A 19,960-nucleotide genomic window follows, 5' to 3' on the forward strand; every position below is an offset into this window, starting at 1 on the left:
TGAGCGGAACGACGGCGGGCGCTCAAAGGCGCCCGCCGCGGGATCAGTTGTCGTAGCCCAGGTTGGGCATCAGCCAGCGTTCGCTGACGGCGATGTCTTCGCCCTTGCGCTTGCTGTAGCTTTCCACCTGGTCCTTGTCGATCTTGCCGACGGCGAAATACTGCGCCTCGGGGTGGGCGAAGTACCAGCCGCTGACGGCGGCGGTGGGCAGCATGGCGTAGTGCTCGGTGAGCGTGACCTGGCTGACGCCGTCGGCATCGAGCAACTGGAACAGCGTGCCTTTCTCGGTATGGTCCGGGCAGGCCGGGTAGCCGGGGGCAGGGCGGATGCCCTTGTACTGTTCCTTGATCAGTTCCTCGTTGCTCAACTGTTCGTCCCTGGCGTAGCCCCAGTACTGCTTGCGCACCCGCTCGTGCAGCCATTCGGCGCAGGCCTCGGCCAGCCGGTCGGCGAGGGCCTTGACCATGATCGAGCTGTAGTCGTCGCCCTTGTCCTGGTAGGCCCTGGCCAGCTCCTCGGCGCCGATGCCGGCGGTGCAGATGAAACCGCCCACATAGTCGGTGACGCCACTGTCCTTCGGCGCGACGAAGTCGGCCAGCGACAGGTTGGGCTTGGCGTCCGGCTTGATGATCTGCTGGCGCAGGTGGTGCAGGGTGGCCAGCGTCTCGCCGTGCTCGCCGTAGACTTCCAGGTCGTCGTCCTGCACCTGGTTGGCGGGCCAGAAGCCGAACACGGCGCGGGCGCGGATCAGCTTCTCGTCGATGAGTTTCTTCAGCATCGCCTGGGCGTCGTTGAACAGCGACGTGGCGGCTTCGCCGACCACTTCGTCCTCGAGGATGCGCGGGTACTTGCCGGCCAGGTCCCAGGCGATGAAAAAGGGCGTCCAATCGATATAGTCGACCAGCGTGCGCAGGTCGATGTCCTCCAGCACCTGGCGGCCGGTGAAGGTCGGTGCGACCGGCAGGTAGTTCGCCCAGTCGAACCGCGGCTTGTTGGCCACCGCCTGCTCGTAGCTCAGGCGTTCGGTGCGCGCGCTGCGGTTGGCGGTGCGCTCGCGGATCACGGCGTATTCCTCGCGGGTCTTGGTGATGAACGCCGGCTTGAGCTCGCGCGACAGCAGGGTGGTCGCCACGCCGACCGCGCGCGAGGCGTCGGTGACGTAGACCACCGCGTCGTTGCTGTACTGCGGGTCGATCTTCACCGCGGTATGCGCCTTGGAGGTGGTGGCGCCGCCGATCATCAGCGGCAGGTTGAAGCCCTGGCGCTGCATTTCCCGGGCGACGTGGACCATCTCGTCCAGTGACGGGGTGATCAGCCCGGACAGGCCGATGATGTCGCACTTCTCGGCAACGGCGGTCTGCAGGATCTTCTCCGCCGGCACCATCACGCCCATGTCGACCACGTCGTAGCCGTTGCAGCCGAGCACCACGCCGACGATGTTCTTGCCGATATCGTGCACATCGCCTTTTACGGTAGCCATGAGGATCTTGCCCTTGGCTTCGGGCTTGTCGCCTTTTTCCGCCTCGATGAAGGGGATCAGGTGGGCCACCGCCTGCTTCATCACCCGCGCGGATTTCACCACCTGCGGCAGGAACATCTTGCCGGCGCCGAACAGGTCGCCGACCACGTTCATGCCGCTCATCAGCGGGCCTTCGATGACCTCGATGGGGCGCGCGCACTGCTGGCGGCATTCCTCGGTGTCCTCGACGATGAAGGCGGTGATGCCCTTGACCAGTGCATGCTCCAGGCGCTTGTCGACGGGCAGCGAACGCCATTCCTCGTTTTCCACTTCCTTGGCCGCGCCATCGCCCCGGTAGTTGTCGGCGATGGCCAGCAGCGCCTCGGTACCGTTCGGGGTGCGATTGAGGATCACGTCCTCGACCGCGTCGCGCAGCTCCTTGGGAATCTCGTCGTAGATTTCCAGCTGGCCGGCGTTGACGATGCCCATGGTCAGGCCGTTCTGGATGGCGTAGTAGAGGAACACCGAGTGGATCGCCTCGCGCACCGGGTTGTTGCCGCGGAACGAGAAGGACACGTTGGACACGCCGCCCGAGCTCAGCGCGTAGGGCAGGTGGTCGCGGATATAGGCGCAGGCCTCGATGAAGTCGACCGCGTAGTTGTTGTGCTCCTCGATCCCCGTCGCAACGGCGAAGATGTTCGGGTCGAAAATGATGTCTTCCGGCGGGAAGCCCACCTCGTCGACCAGGATGTCGTAGCTGCGCTGGCAGATCTCGCGCTTGCGCGCGGCGGTATCGGCCTGGCCCACTTCGTCGAAGGCCATCACCACCACGGCGGCGCCGTAGCGCTTGCACAGGTGGGCATGGTGCTTGAACTGCTCGATGCCTTCCTTCATGGAGATGGAGTTGACGATGCCCTTGCCCTGGATGCACTTCAGGCCCGCTTCGATCACCTCCCACTTGGAGGAGTCGATCATGATCGGCACGCGGGAGATGTCCGGTTCGCCGGCGATCAGGTTGAGGAACTTCACCATCGCCGCCTTGGAGTCGAGCATGCCCTCGTCCATGTTGATGTCGATCACTTGGGCGCCGGCTTCCACCTGCTGCAGGGCCACTTCCAGGGCCTCGGTGTAGTTCTCCTCGCGGATCAGCCGGGCGAACCTGGCGCTGCCTGTGATGTTGGTGCGTTCGCCGACGTTGACGAACAGCGACTGGCGATCGATGGTGAACGGTTCCAGTCCCGACAGGCGGCAGGCCCTGGGGATCTCCGGGATCGCGCGCGGCGGGTACTTGGCCACGGCTTCGGCGATGGCCTGGATGTGCGCCGGCGTAGTGCCGCAGCAGCCGCCGATGATGTTGAGAAAGCCTGCGGCGGCGAATTCCTCGACCACCGTGGCCATTTCCGCCGGGGTCTCGTCGTATTCGCCGAAGGCATTGGGCAGGCCGGCGTTGGGGTGGGCCGAGACATGGGTGTCGGCCTTGTTCGACAGTTCTTCCAGATAGGGACGCAGGTCGGAGGCGCCCAGGGCGCAGTTCAGGCCGACGGAAATCGGCTTGGCGTGGCGTACGGAGTTCCAGAAAGCCTCGGTGGTCTGTCCGGACAGGGTGCGGCCGGAGGCGTCGGTGATGGTGCCGGAGATCATGATCGGAAGCGTGACGCCGTCTTCCTCGAACACTTGCTGCACGGCGAAGATCGCCGCCTTGGCGTTGAGGGTGTCGAAGATGGTCTCGATCAGGATCAGGTCGGCGCCACCCTCGAGCAGCCCGCGGGTGGCCTCGGTATAGTTCTCCACCAGTTCGTCGAAGGTGACGTTGCGGTAGCCGGGGTCGTTGACGTCCGGGGAAATCGAGCAGGTGCGGCTGGTCGGGCCGAGGACGCCGGCGACGAAGCGGGGGCGATCCGGCGTTTCCAGGGTCTTGGCGTCGCAGACCTCGCGGGCCACGCGGGCACCGGCGACGTTCAGCTCGTAGACCAGCGACTCCATGCCGTAATCGGCCTGCGACACCTGGGTGGCGTTGAAGGTATTGGTTTCCAGAATGTCGGCGCCGGCATCCAGATAAGCCTTCTCGATGGCGGCGATGATCTGTGGCTGGGTCAGCAGCAGCAGGTCGTTGTTGCCCTTGACGTCGCTCGGCCAGTCGGCGAAGCGCTCGCCGCGGTAGTCGGACTCCTCCAGCCTGTAGCTCTGGATCATGGTGCCCATGCCGCCGTCGAGAATCAGGATGCGCTCTTTGAGCGCTTGCTGAAGGGCCTGAAGACGGGAGCTGCGAGTGGACATGGGGACTACCTGAAAAGCTGGGACAAAAGAGCGCGAATGATAGCAAAGCTGCATGCTTTTTTAGCCTTCGCGCTTTTGCATGAGGATTATTCAGGTTGGGCAACATTGGCCCTGACCCGGAACAGCCGCATAGAATGCTCGCTCACCTCAAGGCGCTCGTTGCATGTCTTTCCGTTTCTGGCTTGGTTGCTTTCTATTTCTCTCGCTCACCTCTGCGCGCGCCGAACCCCTTTCCTATGAGCGTGATATTCAGCCGCTATTTACCGCGAAATGCGTCGCTTGCCACGCCTGCTATGACTCGCCCTGCCAGCTCAATCTTGGCAGCGGCGAGGGTGCATCCCGTGGCGCGCACAAACTGCCGGTCTACAACGGCGCCCGTGTAAAGGCCCAGGAGCCGACTCGCCTGTTTCTCGATGCGGTAGGCGAAGAGGCGTGGCGGCGCAAGGGCTTCAATTCGGTACTCGATGCCAAGGGCACCCAGGCCGCGCTGATGGCACGAATGCTCGAACTCGGCCGCAGCCAGCCGCTGATGCCCAATGCCAAGCTGCCGTCGACGCTGGAGATCGGCATCGGCCGGGAAAACACCTGCCCGCTGCCGGACGAATTCGACCGCTATGCGCGGCGCAACATGCATGGCGGCATGCCTTTCGCCGTAACCGGGCTGAACGATGCGGAGTACGCACTCCTGCAGCGTTGGCTGGAGCAGGGCGCATCAGTCGAAGCGTCCTTACCGCCCGAGCCGTCGACGACCGAATCCTTGCAGATCGACGAGTGGGAACGCTTGCTCAATACGCCCGGTGCACGCGGCAGTCTGGTTGGCCGCTGGTTGTATGAGCACCTCTTCATCGCGCATCTGTACTTCGAAGGGGCGCAGGGCGGTCGCTTCTACCAACTGGTTCGTTCGCGCACGCCCAGTGGCGAGCCGGTCGATGCCATTGCGACGCGACGGCCGAACGATGATCCGGGTACCCGGTTCAGCTATCGCCTGCGACCGATTACCGACGTGATCGTGCACAAGACGCACATCACCTATCCACTCAGTGCCGCGAAGCTGGAGCGGGTTCGCTCGCTGTTCTTCAGCGGCGACTGGAAGGTCGATGCGATTCCCGGATACGGCGCAGGCCACAGAGCCAATCCGTTCAAGACTTTCCAGGCCATTCCCGCCGAGGCCCGTTACCAGTTCATGCTGGATAACGCCGAGTATTTCGTCCGCACCTTTATCCGTGGGCCGGTGTGCCGCGGGCAGATCGCCACGGACGTGATTCGCGACAACTTCTGGGTGTTCTTTCAGGATCCGCAGCACGATCTGTACATCACTGACCGGCGCTTTCGCGAACAGACCACGCCGCTGCTGGCGATGCCCGGGCAGTTCGATGAAATGGGCGACCTGCTCGCGTTCTGGAAGAGCTACCAGGTCAAGCGCAACCAGTACGAACAGCTGCGCATGAGCGCGTATGCGGGCAAGCCCGCGCAGTGGGAGCAGATATGGTCCGGCAATGACAATGCCTTGCTGAGCATCTTCCGCCAGCATGACAGCGCCTCGGTGCGCAAAGGGCTGATCGGCGAGATTCCGCAGACGCTCTGGTGGATGGACTATCCGCTGCTCGAGCGCACCTACTACCAGCTTGTGGTCAATTTCGACGTGTTCGGCAACGTCTCCCATCAAGGCCAGACACGGCTGTACTTCGATCTGATCCGCAACGGCGCGGAGCTGAACTTCCTGCGGCTGCTACCGGCTGCCTCCCGCCAGGCCATCCTCGATGACTGGTACGAGCAGGGTGGGCAGCTGAAGCTGCTTCTGGCCTACACCTCCATCGACGATTCGACGCCGTCGCTGCTGACGCTGAACAGGGCTGATCCGAAGCGCGCGTTCGCTCGAGCGATGCTGACAAGGTACGCCGGCATCAACGCAGCCCTCGATCCGATCAACCGTTGCCAGGGCACCCATTGCTATCGCGCAGGGCAGCCCGCGAGCTTGCAACGGGCCGAGCAGGCGCTCAGTCGCCTGACCAATCGGCTCGCCGGAGGCTTGCCGGCGATCCAGCATCTGCCGGAAGCCACGCTGCTGCGTGTCGAGTACGATGGCGATCGGCGTGAAATCTACAGCCTGCTGCGCAACCGGGCGCACAGCAACGTCGCCTTCATGTACGGCGAATCACTGCGCTGGCAGCCGAGGTTGGACACCCTGACGGTGTATCCAGGCGTTCTCAGCAGCTATCCGAATTTCCTCTTCAATGTACCTGCCGCCGAGGTGCCGACATTTGTCGCAGCACTGGAGGAGGTGAAGGCGAGTCATCAACTGGAGCGCCTGGTCGAGCGCTGGGGTGTGCGGCGCAGCCATCCGCGTTTCTGGGATTACTTCAACGATCTGACCCGCTATCTCGAAGAAACCGAGCCACTGGAAGCGGGCGTACTGGATATGAATCGCTATGAAAACCTTTGATTCGTCGCGAGCGGCGCCCCCGGCTGGAACTCGATCACGGCTAACCCGACTAAAATACTAGGACTTAACCGCGGCAGTGGTTTGGCGTACACTGCGGCGCATGTCTGCGAGGAGTTCCCATGAGCGCGATCACCATTACCGAAGCTGCACACGATTATTTGGCCGACCTGCTCGAGAAGCAGAACACCACCGGCATCGGCATTCGCATCTTCATTACCCAGCCGGGCACCCCGTATGCTGAAACCTGCATCGCCTACTGCAAGCCGGGCGAGGAGAAGCCGGACGACATCGCACTGGCGCTGAAGAGCTTCACGGCCTGGATCGATGGCACCAGCGAGCCTTTCCTCGAGGATGCGCTGGTCGACTACGCGACCGACCGGATGGGTGGCCAGCTGACCATCAAGGCGCCGAATGCCAAGGTGCCAATGGTCAATGAAGACAGCCCGATGAACGAGCGCATCAATTATTACCTGCAGACCGAGATCAATCCGGGGCTGGCCAGCCATGGCGGGCAGGTCACGCTGATCGATGTGGTCGAGGAAGGCATCGCCGTGCTGCAGTTCGGCGGTGGTTGCCAGGGCTGCGGGCAGGCGGACGTCACCCTCAAGGAAGGCATCGAGAAGACCCTGCTGGCCCGGATTCCGGAGCTCAAAGGCGTGCGTGACGTGACCGATCACACCAATCGCGAGAACGCCTACTACTGATCCGGAGCAGTCCGGCGGAGCAGCACCGTTGGGCCGTTCGGCAGTTTTTAAGGTGAAATGCCACTATTTTGCCTTCATTGCGCGCACAGCGCGCCTTTCCTGCGATAAGCTCTCGTGCCAAGGTTGATCGGGTAACGAGAGCTCGTACCACATGTCTGCCATTTCCCTGTTGATCTGCGATGACTCCGCGCTGGCGCGCAAGCAGCTTCTCCAAGCGCTGCCTGCCGGCTGGCCGGTCGACGTCAGTCAGGCGGCCACCGGCCTCGAAGCGCTGGAGCAGGTCCGCCAGGGCGGCGTCGACGTCCTCTTGCTCGACCTCACCATGCCCGAGCTGGATGGTTATCAAGTCCTCGCGCAGCTGCGCGAAGAGCAGCTGCAGTGCAAGACCATCGTGATTTCCGCCGACATTCAGGATGAGGCCGTCCGGCGCGTCCTGGCCCTCGGCGCGCTGGCCTTCATCAAGAAACCCGCCGATCCGGTGCATCTGCACCAGACGCTGGCCAGCCTTGGCCTGCTGGACGATGTCTCGTCACTGATCGCTAGGGTCGCGGGAGAAAAGATCGGTTTTCGCGATACCTTTCGTGAAGTGGTCAACATCGCCATGGGACGGGCTGCGGCGCTGCTGGCGCGTGTGCTGGGTGTGTTCATCCAGTTGCCGATTCCCAATGTAAATATTCTCGAAGTCGGCGAGCTGCATATGGCACTGGCCGATGCGGCGCGTGGCGAGAAGCTGACCGCCGTCTGCCAGGGCTACATCGGTGGCGGTATCGCCGGCGAGGCGCTGCTGCTGTTCCATGACTCCGAAGTGGCCGACATGGCGCGTCTGATGCGACGACAGGACTACCTGGAGATGGAGATGCTCCTGGATCTGTCGAGCCTGCTGATCAGCGCATGCCTCAGCGGAATCGCCGAGCAGATCGAAGTGGTGTTTTCCCAGGGACACCCGCAGGTGCTGGGGCAGCACGCATCGATCGACGAGCTGATCAGACTCAATAGCGCCCGATGGAAGAAGACCCTGGCAGTGGAGATCAGCTACAGCCTGGAAGGCCACGATATCCACTTTGACCTGCTGCTGTTGTTCACGGAAGATTCGGTCGAGCTGCTGACGCGCAAGCTTGCCCACCTAATGGATTGAGCATGAGCAATTCTGCCGAGTTGAACGAGCTTCACTGGTTGCTGGCGATCGTCCAGAGCATCGACGTGGGCGTCGTCGTGCTGGACCGCGACTACCGTGTCGAGGTCTGGAACACCTTCATGGAGAACCGCTCCGGCTTGCAGCCGGAGAATGCGCGCAATCGGTCGTTCTTCACGCTGTTTCCCGAAGTCGATGAAGACTGGTTCCGCCGCAAGGTGGAAAGCGTGATGACCCTCGGTACGCCTTCTTTCACCATCTGGGAGCAGCGCCCTTATCTGCTGCGCTTCAAGAACTACCAGCCGATCACCGGACTGGAAGACTTCATGTACCAGAACACCACGCTGCTGCCTCTCAAGGGCGTCAATGGCAGCATCGACCAGGTGTGCCTGATCATCTATGACGTCACCGATGTCGCCGTGAACCGGCGCCAGTTGCAGGCGGCGAATGCCGAACTGCAGCGTCTTTCCAGCACCGACCGGCTGACCGGGCTCTATAACCGCGGACACTGGGAAGAGATGCTCCGCCTCGATTACGCCCGTCATCGTCGCTATGACAGCCAAGCGGCTTTGGTCATGTTCGATATCGACCACTTCAAGGCGATCAACGACACCTATGGACACCAGGTGGGCGACACCGTGATTCAGCAGGTCGCGGAACTGATTCGCGAGAATCTGCGCGATTCGGACGTGGCTGGCCGCTACGGCGGTGAAGAGTTCGTGGTGCTGCTGCCGGACACCGACAAGCAAGGTGCAATGACCTTTGCGGAACGTTTGCGGCATGCGGTGGAAAGCCGCGAGGTTCAGCACGAGCAGCACCGTATTCGCTTCACCATCAGTCTGGGTGTCGCGGACCTCAGCGTCCCCACCCACAGTCATGCGCAACTGATCGAATGGGCCGATTCGGCGCTCTATGCATCGAAGGCGGCCGGTCGCAATCGCGTCACATTGCATCAGCCCTAGGGTCTGTTCCCGTTTCGTCGCAAGCCGCGTTGCTGCGCCAAATGGCGCCATGACCGGGCGGCGTTCCGCAAGGCGCGGGACGCAGGTAATGGTGGTTCCCTTGCCAAGTCCCGCAACGCCGCATGGCTCCGGCGCGGCCGCGTGCGAACGGGAACAGACCCTAGCGCTTCAGCCTGCCGCTTTGCGAAGGAAGACCAGCAAAGAGACCTCTTCGGCACTGAGCCACTTGCGTTTGCGCGCTGTGCGCAGATCAGCCAGCCCGCCTGCACTGAAAGCTTGCAGAATCGCCGGGTGGATGTAGCACTGGCGGCAGACCGCAGGGGTGTTGCCCAGTTGGCTGGCGACCTGCTTCACCGTCTCGACCAGATTCTGCTTGGCGATGGCTTCCGTGGATGCGTCCAGCTTGCGTAGCCGTTCCAGTGCCAGCGCGCTTCCCGCCCAGGTGCGATAGTCCTTGGCGGTGAAGTCGCAGCCGGTCATCTGGCGAAGATAGAGGTTCACGTCGTTGGAGCTGACCGCGCGGCGCTGGCCGTCTTCATCCAGGTACTGAAAAAGCTGCTGACCCGGCAGCTCCATGCAGCTGCGCATCAGCCTGGCCAGCCGGCGGTCGCGCAAGGTGACTGCGTGCTCCACGCCACTCTTGCCTCGAAAGTGGAAGCGGATCGAGGTTCCTTTGACATCCACATGCCGCGTACGCAGGGTCGTCAGCCCGTAGGAACGGTTGTCCCTCGCATAGCGAGAATTGCCGATCCGGATCAGGGTCGACTCCAGCAACATGACCACCAGCGCCATGACCTTCTCACGCGTCATGCCGGGGCTAGCCAGGTGTTTTTCCAGATCGCGGCGCAATTTCGGCAAGGCTTCACCGAATTCGAGCATTCGTTCGTACTTGTCGCTGTCACGAATCTCTCGCCAGCGGGCGTGATAGCGGTATTGCTTGCGGCCACGGGCGTCGCGGCCGGTCGCCTGAAGATGTCCCTGAGCATCGGGACATATCCATACGTCACGATAAGCGGGCGGAATCGCCAGCTTGTTGATACGACGGATTTCGTCCTCGTCGCGAATGCGCTCGCCGTTGGGCTCGAAGTAAACGAATTTGCCGCGCTGTCGCCTGCGGCGGATGCCTGGCTGGGAATCATCGACGTAATGCAGGTCCGGCGGCAGTGTCGGGCACAACAGCGTACCGGTGTCGCCGGTTTCGTCGGCAGGAACAGGGCGAGCGCCCTCGGCCAGAGGCACCGGGTCGTCCATCAGGGTGTCGTTGCGCATGTATGACCGTTCCCGCGATGGCCTCGCCGGGGTAGCTACCGGCGAGGCTGTTGGATGGGATCAACTGTCCTTTTCATTGCTGTTGCGCATCAACAATCGAATGGCTGCGACCAGCTCGTCGATGGCCTCGCGATAGAGCTCGGGTTTGGCTTCGGTTTCAGCCTGATCGGCATGTTTGCGCGCGGTGTCGAGGTGATCGTTGATCGATGAATAGTCGCCAAGCATGGTGTGCTCCTGCTGTAGGTAGTAGAGAAGGCGTACCCCGGAAGCGGGTTCCGGCGCCTCTAACAACTGACCGGCCAGCTGGATGGCGGTTCTGACCGTGTATCAGCGCGATCTCAGCGTGGAAAGCGCCTTCGACCAGGTCGGATTGGAACACCGCGGACATTGTTGGGTTTGCTGGCTATCCAGCGCCTGGGGGAAGCCGCAGCGGCTGCAAGCGTACATGCCGGCCGCCGGCACCTGGTGGAAGCTCGGTCTGTATTCCGGCGGGAGGACGGACAATCCTGGGCGTACTGCATGGTCTTCATGGAAAAACAGGCTGACGTTGCCATCGTTCTCGAGAATGCCGAGCCTGACCTGGCCAAGATGCTCGACCCCTTGCTGGCGCAGTTCCATGAAGAACTCATCGGCAGAAATGTTCAGACTGTCGAGGCTACGCAGCTCATAGATGCCATCGCGAATGATGGTGACGGGACGGCCTTCGAGCCAGGTTCCGAATCGCGGGCTGCGATTCATGAAGAACACGGTGAGGCGGTACAGCGCCAGTAGGGTGGCGAATACCGCTGCGACCGGCAGCAACGGCACGTCTTCGTAGAATGAAACGTCGCCGGCGGCGGAACCGAGGGTCAGGATGATCACCAGCTCGAACACCGAAAGCTGGCGAATGCCGCGACGGCCGCTGACCTTGAGAAAGACGAATACGGCGACGAAGGCAAGCAATGCCCGCAACGCGACTTCGGCGACGAACATCAAGGGAAATTCGTGCAGAAGCATGCGCTGCATGTCGAAGGGGGTCATCTTGAATCGTCCCTCCAAGGGCTCCGGTGCGATCTGTCAGGCCCGGCTCGTAGCCGATGTCGGTGCCCATCATGCTCAGCTCGCGGCTGCTATCTCGAATTCCAGGTTGATTCCGTCACCGCTGCCGTCGCCGACAACCGAGCCGGTTGCGGGCTTGTGGCTGACAGTCCGACCGTCATAGAAATCGCTCAGGTGCCGCTGTGCGATGTCGCCGATATGCGTGATCAGGCCCGGAATCTGGGCATCTCGCGGCACGATGAAGTGCAGTGTGACGGTATGGGCGCCAGGGTCTTGCGGAAGGTCGGCGAGGCCGCAGCTTTGCCATTGATCGTTGACGTACGCTTCTGCACCTTTCATGAGCTTCTCCTGTTTCGCGTGTTGCTGTTAGGACCGTCAAACACGTGAATGGATCAGTAGAGCAGTTGGCGTAGCCGAGTTCAGGGCATGAAAAAAGGCCTGGGGCACCGCCGCAGGCCTTTGTTCGTGCAAGCCACGGTTACTCTGGCATGTGCCAGGGCGACAGGTGCGCGCCGTCGCGGCTCAGCTGTGCGCGAGTCTGTTCCAGGGTTTCGCCGAGCTTCACTGGATCGGTGAATACGCTGCTGGACATCTTGCAGCGGCCTAGCAGACGGGCCTCGTCGCGGTCGACGACGGTGATGCTGACTTCACCGTTTCCTTCGGGCAGGGTCCAGGCAACGCACTGGAATGGCTTGAACGCGCGGTCGGTGATCAAAAGGGCTTCGTTGATACGCAGCGGGGTGTGCATGGGGCATGTCTCTCTGTGTGATACCCAAAATACCTGCAGCCAAGCTCGTTGGCGTTGGCCTTACATTGCAGTTGATGTACCCAGAGGACTGACGAGTCACATGCGAGTTCGAAAAAATTTGAAGGGCTTTGCAATTAGCCAAAAGTATAACGTTGACGCCTGGCCGGGTCGGCTTAGTACCTTGGAGCTAACTCCCTGTAAATATTGAAGAACTTCGCAACGCCTCATGCAGCGTGGGGGAAACCGGTCAGGCGCAAAAAAATCCCGTGCGACAACCTGTCGCGACGGGAAATGTGTCGAATCTCGAAGGGCGTGCTCCGCGGTGGAGCGTGGGGCGGGGCGCCTGCTTCGTCGAAGTGCCTGCGGCCTGCTCATCTGGCGGGTCGCAGGCAGGCGGTATCAGACCTTGAACTGGCTCAGCAGACGGTTCAGCTGGTCTGCGAGCTCGCCAAGGCGCTTGCCGGCTTCACTGGACTGCTCGGCAGCCAGGGTGCTTTCCTGTGCCAGTCCGGCCGCCTGGGTGACGTTCTGGTTGATGTCTTCGACCACGTGGGACTGTTGCAGCGTGGCGCTGGCGATCGATGCGTTCAGACCCGAGAGGTTGCGCAGTGCCTGGGCGATCTCGCCAAGGCTCTCGCCGGCCTGGCTGGCCTGCTCCACGGTGAGCTGGGAGGCGCGATTGCTTTCCATGATCACGTTTACCGCAGCGCCGGAGTTCTTCTGCAGGCGTTCGATCATGCTGTGGATCTCGGCAGTCGATTGCTGCGTGCGTTGCGCCAGCAGGCGAACTTCGTCGGCCACCACGGCGAAACCACGGCCCTGCTCACCGGCGCGGGCAGCTTCGATCGCGGCATTGAGCGCGAGCAGATTGGTCTGTTCGGCGATCGAACCGATCACCTCCAGTACCGACCCGATCTTGGTGGTTTCATCAGCCAGCGACTGAATCACGTCGACAGCCTGGCCGATGGTCGCGGAAAGCTCGTCGATCTGCTGCAGACTCGTTTCGATATTGCGCTGACCCTGGCCCGCCTGGTTTTCGGCGCTGCCGACTTCGCTGGAAGCGTGCTCGGCGTTCTTCGCGACTTCCTGTACGGCGTAGGTGACCTCGTTGACGGCGGTGGCGACCTGCTCCATTTGCAGCATCTGCTGCTGGCTCTGCTCATGGGCCTGACCGGAAAGCTGGCTCAGCGAGCGGGAGGATTGGTCCAACGCGCCGGCTGTCTCGAACAGCTGGCCGACCACGGTGCGCAGTTTCTGGGTGAAGCGGTTGAAGTCACGACCAAGGGTGCTCAGCTCGTCGTTGCCGGATACATCCAGAGTCCGCGTCAGATCGGCTTCGCCACTGGCGATATTCGCCATGGCCGACATGGTGTGGCGCAGGGGGCGCACGATGCTGCGGATCAGGATCGCCACCAGCACGGCCATGATTGCCGAGATGAACAGGCCAATCAGGGAGAAACGAGTCAGATAGTTCCAGAATTCCTGCTCGACATCGTCCACGTAGATGCCTGAGCCGATGATCCAGCCCCAAGGCTTGAACAACTGCACGTAGGAGATCTTCGGTACCGGATCTTCTTCACCAGGCTTGGCCCACATGTAGTCGACCAGGCCAGCTCCGTCGCGCTGGGCGATCCTGACCATCTCGTTGAACAGTTCCTTACCTTCCGGATCCTTGATCTTCGAAAGATCCTGGCCGTCCAGCTTCGGCTGCATCGGATGCATGATCATCGTCGGGCCCAAGTCATTGATCCAGTAATAGTCCTGGCCGTCGTAGCGCAGCAGGCGGATCTGCTCCATGGCTGCCTTCTGTGCTTCGCTCGTGGTCATGGCGCCACTGGTTTCCAGTGTCCGGTAGTACTCGAGCACGCCGGAGGCAGCTTCCACAATGTTCCGTGTAGCTTCCTGCTTGCCACGATACAAATCGGAGCGGACCTGCTGGATCATCAGCATGCCGAGGATGAACAGCATGACGACGGCGACCACGGGGATCAGCCAGAGGCGCTTGCTAATGGGGACGTTGCGCAGCAGATTCATGGATAGAGCTCCTGATGGGACTTTCTTATCGTTTTTCGTTTTGTTCTGGCTGATCGGTGGGTCTATCGCGCCGCTGTCGACCTTTTGGTCCCGGTCGTTTCGCGGCACCCTGTATAGCTTTTCGGCCGCCCGTGACTAAAAATGAGCCCCGTTTCGTTTGCAGAGGAATTTAGTTCTCTCGAGCGAGTCAGAACAGCCGGCCAGATGGCTTTCTGACATATACCTTGGTTGCATTGAGTCGCGATGGGTTGCATCGCTTTAGGGGAATAGATGGATCTTTGGGTTGCGATTCAGGCGCTGATTCTGGGTGTGGTCGAGGGTGTAACCGAGTTTCTGCCGGTATCCAGTACCGGTCACCAGATCATCGTCGCGGACCTGATCGGTTTCGGTGGCGAGCGGGCGCTGGCCTTCAACATCATCATTCAGCTCGGGGCGATTCTTGCGGTGATCTGGGAGTATCGACGCAAGATTCTGGATGTAGTGATTGGCCTGCCCCGGGAATCCCAGGCGCAGAAGTTCACCTTGAACCTGCTGATCGCCTTCATGCCAGCAGTGGTCCTCGGTGTCGCTTTTGCCGATCTGATCCACGAATACCTGTTCAACCCCATCACCGTAGCGACGGCGCTGGTGATCGGCGGTGTCGTGATGCTCTGGGCCGAACGGCGTGATCACACCATTCGTGCCGAGACCGTCGATGACATGAACTGGGCACTGGCGCTGAAAGTCGGCTTCGCCCAGTGCCTGGCACTGGTGCCCGGCACCTCGCGGTCAGGCTCGACCATCATTGGCGGCTTGCTGTTCGGCCTGTCGCGCAAGGCGGCTACCGAGTTCTCGTTCTTTCTGGCCATGCCGACCATGGTCGGTGCGGCGGTCTACTCCGGCTACAAGTACCGCGAGCTGTTTCAGCCGGGCGATTTCGCCGTGTTCGCGGTCGGATTCGTTACCTCGTTCATCTTCGCGATGCTTGCCGTGCGGGCGCTGCTCAAGTTCATCGGCAATCACAGCTACGCGGCCTTCGCCTGGTACCGGATCGGCTTCGGCCTGTTGATTCTGGCTACCTGGCAGTTCGGGCTGATCGACTGGGCCAGCGCCCAGGGTTGATCAATCAGCGCGATGTTGCGGCGTTCGCCCTGCTGATACAGCGCACACGCGTGCCTGGCTTTGCCATAGTGAAGCCTCCAGTCAGGAGGCCTCATGAACAGGACCGCGGACCATTTTCAGCTCGACCTGAACGGTATTTCCCTCAGCCTTTATAGCGCCGGCCCCGAAGAGGGCAGGTCTGTTTGGCTGCTGCATGGCTTTCCCGAGTGTTGGTATTCCTGGCGCAATCAGATCGATTCGCTGGTGGCGGCGGGTTATCGCGTGTTCGTTCCCGAGATGCGTGGCTACGGGCGCAGCAGCGCACCAGACGACGTCTCGGTCTACGATGTGCTGACGCTGTGTGGAGACGTTCGCGCGGCCATGGATCGTTTCGGTCACCGGCAGGTAGCGCTGGTCGGGCACGACTGGGGTGCAATGGTCGCCTGGTATCTCGCGTTGCTGGAGCCGGAGCGTGTCACCGCGCTGGTGACCATGTCGGTGCCGTTCGCCGGAAGACCGCGGCGGCCCGCGACCGAGATCATGCGCGAAGCCAGCGGTGATCGGTTCAACTACATCCTCTATTTCCAGCAGCCCGGTCGCGCCGAGCGTGAACTGGATGCCGACATTGATCGTACCCTGCGCCTGTTGATGTATTACCAGGAAAGGAACCTGTTGCTGCAGAACAAGCCTGCCGGCGGCACCTTGTTCGAGAACGACATGCAGCCGGGGCCGTTGCCCGACTGGTGCTCGGAAGAGGACCTGGCGGTGTATCGGCAGACGTTCGCCGAGCACGGTTTTCGCGGTGCGCTGAACTGGTATCGCAACTTCGAACGCAACTGGCAGGTCACCGAGCCACTGCAGGGGCGCAAGATCACTCAGCCGACCATGTTTCTGATCGGCGACCACGATCCGGTAGGCGAGCTCGAGGCCTATACGCTGAAGAAGATGCCGGAATGGGTGCCGGATCTGGAGCGGCACGAGCTGGCGCCTTGCGGCCACTGGATTCAGAACGAGCAGGCGGGGAGGGTGAATGCGCTGTTGCTGGACTTTCTCGCCCGGCGCTTTGCCAACTGATGCACGGCGTCACGCGTTACCGGGAGTTGCCTATGAACCTGCAGCGCCCTCTCTGAAGGCGCTGCGATACGCGGAGGAGGCTGAGGATCAGACCAGTACGCCCTGGCTGCGCAGGTAGTCGTCGTAGCTGCCGCTGAAGTCGGTCACGCCGTTCTCCGACAGCTCGATGATGCGCGTTGCCAGCGAGCTGACGAATTCACGGTCGTGGCTGACGAAGATCAGCGTGCCCGGGTAGTTCTCCAGCGCCAGGTTGAGTGCCTCGATGGATTCCATGTCGAGGTGGTTGGTCGGTTCGTCCATCACCAGCACGTTGGGCTTCTGCAGGATCAGCTTGCCGAACAGCATGCGGCCCTGTTCGCCACCGGAGATGACCTTGACCGACTTGAGGATCTCGTCGTTGGAAAACAGCATGCGGCCGAGGGTGCCGCGCACCAGCTGCTCGCCGCCCTGGGTCCACTGACCCATCCAGTCGAACAGACTAACGTCATCCTCGAAATCATGCGCGTGGTCCTGGGCGTAATAGCCGTAGTCGGCGCTTTCGGTCCACTTGACGCTGCCGCTGTTCGGGATCAGTTCGCCGACCAGGGTGCGCAGCAGGGTGGTCTTGCCGATACCGTTGGGGCCGATGATCGCCACACGCTCGCCGGCCTCGACGGTGAAGCTGAAGTTCTTGAACAGTTCCTTGTCGTCGAAGCCCTTGGACAGGTGCTCGACGGTCACTGCCTGGCGGTGCAGCTTCTTGGTCTGCTCGAAGCGAATGAACGGGCTGATACGGCTGGACGGCTTGACCTCGGCCAGCTGGATCTTGTCGATCTGCTTGGCGCGGCTGGTGGCCTGCTTGGCCTTGGAGGCGTTGGCCGAGAAGCGGCTGACGAAGGTCTGCAGTTCGGCGATCTGCGCCTTCTTCTTGGCGTTGTCCGACAGCAGCTGCTCGCGCGACTGCGTGGCGGCGGTCATGTACTCGTCGTAGTTGCCCGGGAATAGGCGCAGCTCGCCGTAGTCCAGGTCCGCCATGTGGGTGCAGACCGAGTTGAGGAAGTGGCGGTCGTGGGAAATGATGATCATGGTGCTGTTACGCGCCGTCAGAATCGTTTCCAACCAGCGGATGGTGTTGATGTCCAGGTGGTTGGTCGGTTCGTCCAGCAGCAGCACATCCGGATCGGAAAACAGCGCCTGGGCCAGCAGCACACGCAGCTTCCAGCCGGGAGCGACTTCGCTCATCGGGCCGAAGTGCTGTTCCAGCGGAATGCCCAGGCCAAGCAGCAGTTCGCCGGCGCGGGATTCTGCGGTGTAGCCGTCCATTTCGGCGAATTCACCTTCGAGTTCGCCGACTTTCATACCGTCCTCTTCGCTCATTTCCGGCAGCGAATAGATGCGGTCGCGCTCAGCCTTGACCTTCCACAGCTCCTCGTGGCCCATGATCACCGTATCGATCACATTGAATTCTTCGTAAGCGAACTGATCCTGGCGCAGCTTGCCCAGGCGCACGTTCGGCTCGAGCATCACCTGGCCGGCGGACGGTTCCAGATCGCCGCCGAGGATCTTCATGAAGGTCGACTTGCCGCAGCCATTGGCGCCGATCAGGCCGTAGCGGTTGCCACCGCCGAACTTGACGGAAACGTTTTCGAACAGCGGTTTGGCACCGAACTGCATGGTGATGTTGGCGGTGGAAATCAAGAGGCTCTATCTCGCGGGTTTCAGAGGTGGGAATTTACGCTTGGTCCCGTTTTGGTCCCATTTTCAGCTTTTCCATCTCGTTCCAATCGCCTTCTCCGTCGAGCCAACGGGCATACCGGGATAGGAGAATTTGTAACGAATGGCAAGCTGTTTAGCGATGAAGGCAGGGTGCATGCCGGCCATCAGGCACATGGTTGCGTAGGTGTGTCGGGCGTCGTATCGCCGGCGCCTACGGATACCCAGGGCATCCAGCGCGGCGTGAAAGGGCCTAATGGTAACACTTGGCTGCTTGGTCCACAGCCCACCCCCGCTGGGCAGAGGATTGATGACTTGATGCGCCTTGGCTTCGGCATGGCTAAGGATGCTGGGGCCCATTAGCGACGGGTGGAGCGCGCATGCCTGTCGTTCCGGCGGACGTCATCCCTGGTCGAGCGGTTCGAGCACGCCCATCGCGCCGCGTCGATAGCGCGCGATGGCGGCGTGGATGCCCAGTTCGTCGTTCATGATGAAGGGGCCGTGCTGGAACACCGGCTCGCGCAATGCGCGGCCGGCCAGGACCACGACCCGGGCGCCGTCTTCGGAGGCAATGCGCACGTCGGCTTGCTTATCGTGGGCAGTGGCCGCCACGGCATGGCCCGTCGTCAGCGACGCCTCGCCGCCGTCGGCGCGCACCTGTGCCGCGCCGCTTTCGACATAGACCAGCATGTTCCAGCCGGCCGCGAGCGGCAGGACGACTTCGTCGCCAGCGACCAGGCCCAGGTCGAAGAGGCTGGCCGGTTCGGTCGGCGTCAGCGCGGAGGCGATGCCCGCATGTTGGCCGACCACCACGCGCAGGCGGCTGCCGCGCGGGCTGTTCCATGCCGGCACCTGGTGGGCGGCCAGGCGCAGCACCCGCGGCGCACTCTGCTTGTTGGCCGCGCCGAGGTTGACGAATATCTGCAGGCCATGCACCTGTCGGCCGGTCTCGGCGGGCAGTTCGTCGTGGATCACCCCGGAACCGGCCTGGGTCCAGACGATGCCGCCCGGCTCGATCACGAAATCGTGGCCGAGCGAATCGCGGTTGCGCAGCCCGCCCGGGCTGTCCTCGAACAGATAGGAGACGGCCGAGAACCCGGCGTGCGGATGCGGCGCGAAGGTCACCGCGTCCATGCGGTAATGGTCGAAGCCCATGATCGGGTCGGCGGCCCCGCCGAAGCGCTCCGGCACGATCCGGCGGGCGGAAAAGCCATCGCCGAGGCGGGCGCTCTCAGCGGATATCACCGGCGTCAGCAGCAGGCTCATTGCGGATATACCCCCAGTTTCTGCAGGTTCTCGCGCATCTGCGTCTTGTCGTAGGAATGGTAGTCGGTATCGGTCGCCTTGGGGTTGGCGGCGATGCCCACCGTGACCAGCCCGACCTCCTCGTTGGCGACCCAGTCCGGTTCTACGTGACGGCGTGCGCGGGTGACGACCGGGCCGAGGATCTGCGCGGCGACGCGGTGGCGGTCGCCGGCCTCGGCCGACAGCACCCGGCGCATCATCAGCAGCGCGGCCTGCTGCAGGTTGATGATCGAGGCGCCGGGCACCGGCTCGACCGCGCTGCCGCCGAGGATCAACTGGTAGCTGCCGGTACGCGGCAGCCGCGGGCTCCAGGCCCGGACGCTGGCGACGTGGGCGCTGGCCGCGTCGATGAAGTAACGCTGCCAGTCATCCTGGGCGATGTCCCACAGCGGCTCGCCCTGCCACCAGCCGCCGATCGCGGCGACCACGTCGGTGACCGGGCCATGTTCGGCGACGATCCGTTCGGCCAGCGTCCTGGCCGAATCGAAGCTGCCGTAGTCGCCGACCGCGAACGCCAGGCGCTCGGGCTGGCCGAGGTCGGACAGCACCTGGCGAAAGGATTCGACCCTGGATTCGCTGCGCGAGGGCACGATGACCTCGGCACCGGTCTTGAGCCAGGCGCGGACGATGCCTTCGCCCACGTCGCCGGTGCCGCCGGCAATGACGACGCGGCGGTCGCTCAGATCGGGGTAGCTGATTTTGTCTGGATCGATGGTGGCGTTCATGAGACAGGAGGCTCCATA

The 19,960-nt window shown here is 62.3% G+C and carries 16 protein-coding genes and 1 pseudogene; 6 read left to right on the top strand and 11 right to left on the bottom strand.

The genetic code is table 11. The annotated features are described in order from the left end of the window. Nucleotides 1-43: 43 nt before the first annotated feature. Nucleotides 44-3,736, bottom strand: coding sequence for a methionine synthase (gene metH, locus P5704_001075; protein ID WOF79128.1), 3,693 nt, complete (start codon nucleotides 3,734-3,736; stop codon nucleotides 44-46). A 163-nt stretch (nucleotides 3,737-3,899) separates the two neighbouring features. Between metH and P5704_001080 the strand changes: the two genes are divergently transcribed. From P5704_001080 to P5704_001095, 4 genes are all read left to right on the top strand, one after another. Then, entirely contained in the window at nucleotides 3,900-6,179 is a 2,280-nt protein-coding gene (locus P5704_001080; GenBank protein ID WOF79129.1) for a fatty acid cis/trans isomerase, read from the top strand. 119 nt (nucleotides 6,180-6,298) lie between these two features. Next, entirely contained in the window at nucleotides 6,299-6,883 is a 585-nt protein-coding gene (gene nfuA, locus P5704_001085; protein ID WOF79130.1) for a Fe-S biogenesis protein NfuA, read from the top strand. 151 nt (nucleotides 6,884-7,034) lie between these two features. Continuing rightward, nucleotides 7,035-8,018, top strand: coding sequence for a response regulator (locus P5704_001090; GenBank protein ID WOF79131.1), 984 nt, complete (start codon nucleotides 7,035-7,037; stop codon nucleotides 8,016-8,018). Nucleotides 8,019-8,020: 2 nt separating this feature from the next. Continuing rightward, nucleotides 8,021-8,977, top strand: a complete 957-nt coding sequence (locus P5704_001095; GenBank protein WOF79132.1) for a diguanylate cyclase — start codon at nucleotides 8,021-8,023, stop codon at nucleotides 8,975-8,977. A gap of 168 nt (nucleotides 8,978-9,145) precedes the next feature. On the opposite strand, the gene P5704_001100 is transcribed toward P5704_001095, so the two are convergent. From P5704_001100 to P5704_001125, 6 genes are all read right to left on the bottom strand, one after another. Beyond that, entirely contained in the window at nucleotides 9,146-10,246 is a 1,101-nt protein-coding gene (locus tag P5704_001100) for a DNA topoisomerase IB (protein ID WOF79133.1), read from the bottom strand. Nucleotides 10,247-10,306: 60 nt separating this feature from the next. Then, nucleotides 10,307-10,471, bottom strand: a complete 165-nt coding sequence (locus tag P5704_001105) for a hypothetical protein (protein ID WOF79134.1) — start codon at nucleotides 10,469-10,471, stop codon at nucleotides 10,307-10,309. Nucleotides 10,472-10,573: 102 nt separating this feature from the next. Then, entirely contained in the window at nucleotides 10,574-11,266 is a 693-nt protein-coding gene (locus P5704_001110) for a DUF421 domain-containing protein (protein WOF79135.1), read from the bottom strand. A gap of 75 nt (nucleotides 11,267-11,341) precedes the next feature. After that, nucleotides 11,342-11,623 (bottom strand): hypothetical protein, encoded by a 282-nt coding sequence (locus tag P5704_001115; protein WOF79136.1) that lies wholly within the window; start codon nucleotides 11,621-11,623, stop codon nucleotides 11,342-11,344. 139 nt (nucleotides 11,624-11,762) lie between these two features. Further along, on the bottom strand, nucleotides 11,763-12,032 hold the full coding sequence (locus P5704_001120) for a hypothetical protein (protein WOF79137.1): 270 nt from the start codon (nucleotides 12,030-12,032) through the stop codon (nucleotides 11,763-11,765). Nucleotides 12,033-12,431: 399 nt separating this feature from the next. Then, on the bottom strand, nucleotides 12,432-14,066 hold the full coding sequence (locus tag P5704_001125) for a methyl-accepting chemotaxis protein (protein WOF79138.1): 1,635 nt from the start codon (nucleotides 14,064-14,066) through the stop codon (nucleotides 12,432-12,434). A gap of 270 nt (nucleotides 14,067-14,336) precedes the next feature. Between P5704_001125 and P5704_001130 the strand changes: the two genes are divergently transcribed. Together P5704_001130 and P5704_001135 are read left to right on the top strand one after the other, a co-directional pair. Then, the gene (locus tag P5704_001130; GenBank protein ID WOF79139.1) at nucleotides 14,337-15,167 is read left to right on the top strand and encodes an undecaprenyl-diphosphate phosphatase; all 831 of its coding nucleotides are present in this window, start codon (nucleotides 14,337-14,339) and stop codon (nucleotides 15,165-15,167) included. A 93-nt stretch (nucleotides 15,168-15,260) separates the two neighbouring features. After that, nucleotides 15,261-16,220 carry an alpha/beta hydrolase gene (locus P5704_001135; protein WOF79140.1) on the top strand — a complete coding sequence of 320 codons (960 nt, stop codon included), beginning with the start codon at nucleotides 15,261-15,263 and terminating at the stop codon, nucleotides 16,218-16,220. Between the two features lie 87 nt (nucleotides 16,221-16,307). On the opposite strand, the gene P5704_001140 is transcribed toward P5704_001135, so the two are convergent. The 4 genes and pseudogenes from P5704_001140 to P5704_001155 all read right to left on the bottom strand — a co-directional run bounded on the left by P5704_001140 (nucleotide 16,308) and on the right by P5704_001155 (nucleotide 19,942). Then, complete coding sequence (locus tag P5704_001140) at nucleotides 16,308-17,897, bottom strand: ABC-F family ATPase (GenBank protein ID WOF79141.1); 1,590 nt, start codon at nucleotides 17,895-17,897, stop codon at nucleotides 16,308-16,310. Nucleotides 17,898-17,931: 34 nt separating this feature from the next. Continuing rightward, nucleotides 17,932-18,149, bottom strand: a pseudogene (locus P5704_001145) (site-specific integrase). Between the two features lie 165 nt (nucleotides 18,150-18,314). After that, entirely contained in the window at nucleotides 18,315-19,178 is an 864-nt protein-coding gene (locus P5704_001150; GenBank protein WOF79142.1) for a pirin-like C-terminal cupin domain-containing protein, read from the bottom strand. Then, nucleotides 19,175-19,942 carry an SDR family oxidoreductase gene (locus P5704_001155; protein WOF79143.1) on the bottom strand — a complete coding sequence of 256 codons (768 nt, stop codon included), beginning with the start codon at nucleotides 19,940-19,942 and terminating at the stop codon, nucleotides 19,175-19,177. The genes P5704_001150 and P5704_001155 overlap by 4 nt, the downstream gene beginning before the upstream one ends. Between the last annotated feature and the right edge of the window lie 18 nt (nucleotides 19,943-19,960).

This window comes from Pseudomonas sp. FeN3W (assembly GCA_030263805.2).
Taxonomy (GTDB): Bacteria; Pseudomonadota; Gammaproteobacteria; order Pseudomonadales; family Pseudomonadaceae; genus Stutzerimonas; species Stutzerimonas stutzeri_G.